Source organism: Clostridium sp. N3C (assembly GCF_900095445.1).
Lineage (GTDB): Bacteria > Bacillota > Clostridia > Clostridiales > Clostridiaceae > Clostridium_AU.
Genome location: NZ_FMJL01000073.1, coordinates 1 through 10,178 on the forward strand (window position 1 = coordinate 1; position 10,178 = coordinate 10,178).

The 10,178-nt window shown below is 26.7% G+C and carries 4 protein-coding genes; all 4 read left to right on the plus strand.

Translation table 11 applies throughout. The annotated features are described in order from the left end of the window. Positions 1–372: DUF4256 domain-containing protein (locus tag N3C_RS13965; protein WP_143312689.1), on the plus strand; the 372-nt coding region annotated here is incomplete at its 5' end. 560 nt (positions 373–932) lie between these two features. Beyond that, positions 933–3,290: a DNA phosphorothioation-dependent restriction protein DptF gene (gene dptF, locus N3C_RS13970; RefSeq protein ID WP_074366625.1), complete on the plus strand. Its 2,358-nt coding sequence runs from the start codon at positions 933–935 to the stop codon at positions 3,288–3,290. 3 nt (positions 3,291–3,293) lie between these two features. Continuing rightward, the gene (gene dptG, locus N3C_RS13975; RefSeq protein ID WP_074366626.1) at positions 3,294–4,682 is read left to right on the plus strand and encodes a DNA phosphorothioation-dependent restriction protein DptG; all 1,389 of its coding nucleotides are present in this window, start codon (positions 3,294–3,296) and stop codon (positions 4,680–4,682) included. After that, complete coding sequence (gene dptH / locus N3C_RS13980; RefSeq protein ID WP_074366627.1) at positions 4,663–9,897, plus strand: DNA phosphorothioation-dependent restriction protein DptH; 5,235 nt, start codon at positions 4,663–4,665, stop codon at positions 9,895–9,897. Before dptG ends, dptH begins: the two co-directional genes overlap by 20 nt. Positions 9,898–10,178 lie beyond the last annotated feature (281 nt).

Sequence of the window (10,178 nt, forward strand, 5' to 3'; positions counted from 1 at the left end):
TTTATTACAGCAATAAATAGTTATTTGAATGTCAGTATAATCAGAAGCCTTTGCTATGATAACAAAGCTTTAGAATCAAGGATGGCGAATAAGCCAAAGGGCAGCGCTATTGGTATGGCTGCAGACATGGGCATTGAGCTTTTAACGGAGGAACAATATATAGAGTTACAGAATTTTGGGGATTTTGATATGAAAACCTCTAGTTGGTTAAAGATACCTTATGATATTAGGAAGTTAGGTAGTGCTATTTTTGATGACTATCGTTATGGTAAGGTATTTGTGTATCATAATGGTGGGGAATATTATTATGGAGGGAGAGGGGTTAGGGGATGGGGTGAAGTTTGGGTATGTTACAGTGGAATTGTCAGGTAGATTCTAGCTATTATAGCAATTATTAAAGTATATTTACAATTTATAAAATAAGCTATAATAAAGATATCAAAAAATACATATTTGTACAAATTTATAAATTTACTTTGAATTATTATAATCTCTTTACAATAAGACGCTGAATTATTTGTGAAAAAATGATAAAATAATATAGATAGATGAAAATGTTGTTGATTTTAAATATTACTTAGTTTTTTTATAATTCATTAGTGTACGTTTTCTTTTCATAGTTTTCCTACAAATTACTTTCTACATTATAATAAATGTATAGACAAATCTTTAAATATATCAAAAAATTTTATTAATAAGATTTATATAGGTGAATGAGAATTTAATTAGAATACTTGGAAAGGTAAAACTAGAAAAGACATAAACGTATAATAATATTAAGAACTTATTACAAATAATGATATATTTTGATATGATGCAAGAAATATAATGTTATTGTGTTAATAAAATGAGTATTCAATTATTAATAAATTAATAAATAAATTTTAGCAATATGTAAAAAATTTTTTATCAGTTTGGAAGGTGTTTAGTAATTGGAAAAGGATGTTTTCAGTTATTTAGAAAAGGATTATACATATTTAAGAAATTATATAAAAGATATGAATGAAGCTTTATTTACAATACCCCATAGTGCAATAATAAAAGGACGTACGTTCGCTGAAAAATTAACTCAAGAGATAGGAAAGTTAAGCGGATTAGGTTTACTAAGCATGATGAATCAAGTCGATAGATTAGAGAAACTAGAACGAGCAAAAGTGATTTCTGGTGAAATATATAGGATGTTTCATGAGGTAAGAAAACTTGGTAATAAAGCAGCACATGATAGCATTGAAGGAGAATTGGAAGCTGCTTTAAATATGCATAAAAATATTTATAAAATTACCTGCTGGTTTGTTAAAAAATTTATTGATGAAACTTTTGAAGCACCAGAATATAAAAATCCTATACCATCAAAAAATCTGACCTCAGGTATTGATGCTGATATAATATTAAAATTGTTGAATAGCATGGAAACAATAATAGAAAAAACTCAGTCTGTTTCTGCAGAAGATGAATTGATAACTACAGACTCCATAGTAAAAGAAGAAAAAGATCTTTCAGAAGAGGTTAAGGATAAGAATACTCTTGATATTAGAAACGTAAGTAAAAAATGTTTAATTGACAAATTGTCACATCTTAAAGAATCATCAAGAGAAGCTGTAGAAGGATTGGGAAAGTTTAGTGATTTTAAAAGATATATGCATATAGAACGAGAGCCTCAAAATAAATTACAGGAATTGATATTTAAAGCCTATGAGTCAGAAAAGGCTCAATTAATTTTAGTATGCGGTAGTGTTGGAGATGGTAAGTCTCATATTATATCATATTTTTATAATGAATATCCTGATATGATGAATAATTTTAATATTCATAATGATGCCACTGAAAGTTTAGAGCCTAATAAAACATCTACAGAAACTTTAAATATGGTACTAGATAATTTTAGTGATGAAAAGATTGATCAAAGTCATCAAAAATTAATATTAGCTATTAATCTTGGAACATTAAATAATTTTATAGATTCAGAATATGGTAAAAGATTTACGAAGTTAAAAAAGTTTGTTCAAGATAGGAAAATTTTAGAAACAGGTATAGAAAATAATGATTTTGATAGCAATAGTTCATTTCAATTTATAAATTTTAGCGATTATCATATGTTTACTCTTACAGATGGAAAGGTTCGCTCTGAGTATATAAAAACAGTTATGAGAAAAATAACAGCAACTACAGATAATAATTTCTTTTATAAATCTTATAAGGAAAATTGCTCAGAGTGTGTGAATTGTAAAAGTTGTCCAATTAAAGCCAATTATGAACTGTTAGCTAACGAAAAAGTTCAGGAAGAAATAATAGATTTGTTAGTTCAATGTATTATAAAAGACAAAATTATAATTTCTACAAGAGCTTTATTAAATTTTATTTATGAAATAATAGTGCCTGTAGCAGAGATTGATGTTAATTCAATAGAATTTAAAAGAAACATTCAAAGATTAAACCATATTGAATATATAAAAGCACTTATGCCTAATTTACTATTCAATCATAAAGAATTATCCTTTATTTTTGAATCATTTAGTAATTTGGATCCATTAAATATTAGAAGTAAAGAAATAGATGATTTCATTTTAGAATTTAATAATTCAGCTGACGTATTAGGTTATTTTAAAAAATATTTAGATTATCCAGAAGGTTATATAGGTAAAATGGATGATGTAAAACTTGAAGAAATTCAAAAGCATAATATTAGATTCGAATTACTTAAGTTATTTATAAGAAGCTATCGTCTTTGTGGTAAGGGGGAGATTTTTTCTTTAAAAGATACGGTTTATGAAGAATTTATGAGAAATATTTATTATTGGAATAGAGGAGATAAAATAAAACTTAAGGGTTTGTATGATGATGTGGAAAATGGAATTTTAAAGTGGAATGGAGATGCCGGAAAGGATCAAGTCAACACATTTTTAGGAAAAAAGCAGATAAAATATAGAATAAGTGAAAACATTAACTTAAAAGTAGATACAAGCAATTTGCCTAAAAATAATGATACCGAGCTAAATAAATTTATCACAACTATTAAACTAAAATATAGAAGTGAAAAAACAGAACAGTCATATGAAATTGATTTAGATTATTCATTATATAAGTTATTGATTCAAGTAAATCAAGGGTATAGACCTAATAATAAAGATAAAAATCATTTTATTAAATTTGTAGAAGTTGTGAGTAAGATAGAAGAAAATGGATCTCAAAATGAGAAACTTATATTTACTGAAAAGAACCGAGATATAAATAAAAAGTATAAGCTAGAATATGATAAAGAATTTGAATTTTATAGATTTGTGGAGATGTAGGATATGAGTAATAGTGAAATAACTTATAAATTAGACATGGAATCTATTTCAAGTACATTTAAATTTAAAGAAAATGGTTTAACTCATAGTCAAGGTAATAAACTTAACTTATTACCTTATACTGCAAATGAAAAAACACTAGTTTCAAATTTTGACGGTGTTGTTGGAGCATTTTCTAGAATTATATCTAATAAGCAACTAAAAAGTGATCTTAATATTGATGAATTCGTTGAAAATGTAATTGATCAGGTAGGTGATTTTGAGGGTGCTACAAGTAAAGAAGTTTTTAAAGATATAATAAAAACTATATTCATTGATAAAGGAAGTTTAATTGATTTTGATATAAAAACTATAAATTATATACCGTCAAGCAAAGCGGAAGAGAAAATAGCTAGCTTCTTATACTCTATATTTTTTGATGATACATTAAGGGACTTGGTAAAAAAACATTATGATAAAAAAGTAGATAATATTCTTTATAAATTAGTTCTTAATGCTTTGCCAGATTTGGTTGAAAAGCAGTATTCTATAGATATGTATTTGAATTATTTACCATTTATAAAAGAATTATTTATAAAAGATTTTGAATTTCTTATACAACATGAAGAGTTATATAAAAACTCTTTAAAAAGGTTTTTAGAATACTACTATATGTTCTATGTTTCTCAACTTTCAATGAAGTTGTCAAACTTTGAAAAAGCAGATTTAACAAGACCTGAAAAAATATATTATTCTCTAAGTTGGGAAAGTTTATCTAAGAACAGAACAGCATATAAATTTGGATGGGATCTTTTAAAGAATAGTGTTAATTCACTATTTTCACATGCTATAACATTAGAATTTTTAAATCATCATGGTATGAATAAACAATTAGGTTATGTTGAATTATATAATCTCTTTCAATCTGATGATCAAAAACTTATAGCAGATCAAATAGAACATTTATATCAAGAATATACAAAACGAATAAAAGATAAAGAGTGGTCACAATTTAAGTATAATGACATAGATAGTGGTAATGAAGCTTTTAATAAAGTGTATAAGTTATTTAATGCAATTGAATACCAATTTCAAAAATCTAGTAGAACAAGAGCTTATGAGGCTTATAAAAATTGGTATATTAAATTTGTGCAAGATAACTTTGCTAAAAGAAGAGGCGCATTAGGATATTGTTTGAATATAACAGAAGAAGATATAATTTTAATGACCAAGATCTGTATTAAGAAAGATGAAAAACTTAAATTAAGTGTATTGTTTGAAAAATTTGAAAGAAGAGGATTATTCTTTGATAAGGACTCAAAAATCAAAATAATACAATTATTTGAAAAGTTGAATTTATTAGAAAAGAAATCAGATAGTGGGGATGCTCAATATGTCAGATCAGTTTTATAGTTATTTGTCAAATAAAATAATAAATTTTTTTCATAATAATCCATTAACAGCTGGTACTAAATACAATATTCAGTTTGAGAATGAAAGCCAAGTTAAAGCTTTGTATGATGAGTTAAAAAACAGTATATTAACTGAAAAGTATCAATATAAGGACGAAAGTGGAGAAGTTAAATACGAATCGTATCTTCTAAATTTTCCAGGTGCAAAGTTGATTGTAGCAGCAACAATTGATAATGTACAGCCGGATTTTTTAACTAGACTTAGAAATATGGTTGGTATAGCAGAAGATCATAAAGATAAAGCTATATTATTAATTCATAATACTAATTTAGACAGTATTATTGGTGGCACAGAGTCATTTAGTAAAGAGGGGATGCCCTTTCATATAAACTCAATTGAGAAGGATATTGAGAGTAAATTGGCTACTTCTAATTTTAGCGAAGTTGATAAAGAGATAATAAAATTTGATTTGAAAAATAAGAAGGAAGCATTGGCTACAGATAGTATTACTATTTTTGAATTTAAGGACTTACTAGAAATTATAAATGGAACTTGTATAGAAAGAAATCAATACAGTAATTTTGGACTTTTCTATGACAGTGAATTAACTAACTATACAGGGAGTCAGCTTAAAGATAGAATTAGCAAGAATTTTTATTACTATAATATTGTTAATGAGATACATAATTATGGTAATCCAGAAGTTCAGTTAGATAAATATTTTGATGAAAAGGGAATAGAAAAATTAAAAGGTGAAAATTGGAAGGAGACTGATTATAAAGATATAGTTAAATTTATAGATGCAAAAAAGCAGTTAAAACCATTAGAGTATAAGTCTTCAAATGTAGAATGGGATAAGGAAGAAGGAGCAACAAAAGCTAAAGCTAGAATTAGAAATGTAATTGTATTTAACGAAAATGGTCAGGAAAGTGTAGAGCTAGAATTTGCTTTTGATGATTATTTAAAAAGTGAATTTTTAAAAACAGATGGTTTAGTTGATGCATCAGTTTCTGGAAAAAGAATAAAAGCAGTTATTCATAATTCTGAATCAAATATTAATTTTTATAAGATAACTTATAAAAATGATAAAAGTATAAAGTTTGAATTTAAAATAGCAATGTTAAAATGTAATGAAAAGTATTTAGAGAGTATAAAAACAAGATATTCAATTGTGATGAAAGGAAATAATAAGTACATTGCTATCAATTCTAATGAATCTGATATTATATTTAATGAAAATGGAAAGGGTTCATCTAAATATGAAATAGATTATAATAATGAAACAATTGAATTTAATGAAGATGAAAAGTTGATCGTAAAAATTAGTGATAACTTTGAATATGAAAATGATTCTGATATTGTAAAGTTTAATTTACAAATAAAAGAATGTAAAATTCCAATGGCCATAATAGGAACAAGTGAAAAAATATCTCCTATAGAAGGAATTAAAGTATGGAAACTAAAGAGAGAAGCGAAGAGCAATTTTAAGTTAATTGGTGATAATAAACTACAGCTTGGAACAAAAGAATTCTTTGCTAGAGATGATTTTAGAAAAAACATTCAATTAGAAAAAGAAATTATTGAAAGTGAAGGAATGTATTTTGTTGAATATAGCGACGGATTGGAAGCTATTAGTCTAGAAGTAGATTCAGAATTAAAACAAGCTTATAGTAACATTATAAAATATTATAAAGTTTCAAATTGTTTACCAAGTTTAACTTATTTAAATGAAGATTTAATTGTTTTATATGAAAACTTTATAGCAAAGTATATTCAAAGTCTTGAATCAATAAAAGAGGGAATTTATCTAACTAAACAAGAAAAGAATTTATTTAAAATTGGTGTATTAAAAAGAGAAATAGAAGATAGAGAAATTATACTAACTTCACTTCATCCATTGAATATTGTTTATCAGCTTCATTTGCATAAAACAATCCAAAATGAAGCAATGGATGATGAAATTATTAAGAGGTTTACTTCAACATATCTTTTACCATATATATTAGACGATAATGGAAAGCTCTTTATTCCAGTTGAACAGTACCATACTCCTGAATGGAAGTATTATGTTGATGAAGCTCTACCTAGATATAAAAGTTCGCGTGATTTTGTAGCAAAATTGGTTCAGGAAAAGATAGAAGAATTTGTTGGACATTTTAAATATATGTTCAATATGGGTAATAAAGCTCCTATAAGAATTAATTTGATAAATACTGGTGATAGCAAAGAAATCTTACAAGGAATATTTAAATATTATATTAAGCAATTAAAAGTTGAAAATACCAATGCATTGTTGCCAATTGAATTATTTATATATTCAAATAAAAATATAACTAATGCATTTGAAGAGGTCGCATTTAGTGATGATATTAAGAGCTTAAAAGAAACTTATGATTTAGATTTAGATGTGCAAAACATGTCTGAAGGAGATGTACTGGATTTATACAGAGATAAGGTACGCTTTTACACAAAAAAACAAGAAGAGGGTATAGAATACGCTCATATTACTTTTATAGAAATGAGCAATGACGCTAAAATTGTTACTTCAACAATGGACGATATTCCATCAGGTGTCATATTAAATGGATTGATTTCTGGTGTACCATCTACTTTTCTAGGGGATTCGTATAGAACTGGATTTGGTATAAAACATACTAATACTAATAGCGATTTGATGAAAATTGCAATGTATCTCAACGCTTTGATTGCAGCAAGTGAAGGAGAACCTTATAATAGGAAACATTGTAAAGCTATTTCAATCCCTAACGATAGTAAAGCTGAATTGGATAGTATTTATAATGCCAGTCATTGGGTAACATTTATTGATCCTAAGGTAGATTTAAACTTTTTCAAAAATGATCCTGATGCAAAAGACCTCTTAATAATACATTATAGTGATCAATATACAACAGCTGGAGGATATGATGCTATAACAGTAACTAGAAAATCAGGACCTTATCAAAAAGTTATTGAGGAGTACTTGTCACAAAAGGGAATTAATGATATACATGATTATTCTCCTAAAATAATTAATATGTTCAATGCTGTTAATGGTGATTGGTTATTAAGATTGTTGTCTAGTAGAACACAATCACATTTTCCTAAAGAGAAAATTAGCATTTTATCTGCTATTAAGTTAGCGTTAGCTATTTACAAAATGGATAATATTATATGGGTTCCTATATCTTTGGAAGAAGTGCTTAGAGTGTCCGGTGGAGCTGGTCTAAAGCAAAATGATGGATTATTTTCTGCTAAGAACTTAGGTTTTGATAAAGGCGTAACTTGCGATGATCTTCTTCTAGTTGGAATAGAATCAAAAGATGAGAGGATTTATGTTCATTATTATCCGATAGAAGTAAAAATAGGAGAAAATCAATCTTCATATATTCAAAAGGGTATAGAACAAGTAAGATCCACCAAAGGAAAATTTAGAAAAATATTTGAAGATGCTGTATTAACAGGTGAATTTGGAAGCGTTAATAACACACAAAAGGTATATAGGAACTTTTTAATGCAGTTGGTAGTAACAAGCGCAGAAAAGCTTAAATTATATAATGTATGTGATGAGGTAAATTGGGAACGAGTAATTGATTCAGATTTAAGAAGGAAATTATTAAATGAAGAATATGAAATAAGCAATTTTTTTGATAGCTCTTTAGGGGAAGGGGCTGTAATATCTTTTAAAAGAGGAAGTTCCTCTAAAACTATTAGCTTTGAAGACAGTGTGATGGTTATTGAAATGTCTGAAGAAGATGGCGTTAATTTTATAAATAAGACCGTAACTGAGATTAGAAATTTAATTAATGATTTAGTTAAGGATATACAAGTAAAAGAAGTTACTTATGAAGATAAGTATACTGAAATAATTACATCAAAATATAACAATGAAGATGTTGAGAAGAATGAGCAAGAATCAAGTAACGATTATGTTTCTTATAAAGTTATAGAACAGGATAAAGTAGAGGATCTTACTCTTGATCAAATTAAAAAAGTGGATATAACTATAAATGATAATGTGACAGAAACTATAAAATCAAGGGATATGAGAATTTTATTTGGAGTAAATCAAAAGAGCAATAAAGAAATATATTGGTGTCCAAATGATACAAATAAATTAATGCATACAAATACTGGTATTATTGGTACAATGGGAACAGGCAAAACTCAGTTTACTAAATCAATGGTTACTCAGATCTATAGAGAATCCATAAATAATGTAGATGGAAAGAAAGTAGGTATATTGATATTTGACTATAAGGGCGATTATAATAAATCAAAACAAGATTTTATAGAGGCTACAGATGCTAAAGTATTTGAACTGTATCATTTGCCATTTAATCCTTTGTCAATTGTAAAGACTGCTAACTCCAAACCTATGCTACCAATGCATACTGCAAATGGTTTAAAAGAAACTTTATCAAAGGCATTTGGACTAGGGCCTAAGCAAGAAATAGTTTTGAGAGATTTGATTATGTTAGCTTATGAAAGTAAAGGAATAATTAAGAATAATCCTGAAACGTGGGATATTCCAGCACCTACTTTAAAAGATGTATATGATATTTATATGGAACGTGAAGATATAAAAAAAGATGATAGCTTGTATGCAGCTTTCAGTAACTTAATTGATTTTGAGATATTTGAACCAGATTCTTCGAAGACAAAAGGATTGTTTGAACTAATCGATGGAGTTACAGTAATAGATCTTTCAGGCTATGATCCAGGAATCCAAAATCTTGTAGTGGCAATTACCTTAGATTTATTTTATTCTCAGATGCAGGCTTATGGACATAGCAAAATAGAGGAAAATTTAAGACAACTAAACAAGATAATTTTAGTTGATGAAGCTGATAATTTCTTAAGTAAAAACTTTACTTCTTTAAAGAAGATTCTAAAGGAAGGAAGAGAGTTTGGTGTAGGTACAATTCTGTCGACTCAATTATTAAGTCATTTTTCAACAGGAGAAAATGAATACGCCAATTATATATTGACCTGGGTTATTCATAATGTAGCAGACTTAAGTTATAAAGATGTGAAATATATTTTTAATACTCAGAATAAGCAAGAAGACGAAGCATTATTTAGTAAGATTAAGAGTTTGAATAAACATTATAGCTTAGTTAAAATGCCCGATAGTAATAGAGCTATTCATATGAGGGATTTGGCGTTTTGGGAGTTGATTTCAAAAAATAATACGACATATGAATATATTAAGTAAATTTGAACTTAAAAATTTAATTACTTAAAATAAGTCCTCCCATTAGTAAAATTTGTGAAATTTTCGATGGGAGGGTAATTTAATATGGATAATTTGAAAATTTAACTTGTAATAGTAAATATAATGTATTTCACATATTTAAATTACAGATAATTTTGAATCGAAAAGTTATAATTATATATCAAAATTATCTGGTATTATATAAAGATTTTGATTACTTATTTATAAGTTAATTTTTAGAGTTTTTAATAAATAATATAATATTTAATATTGAATTAATA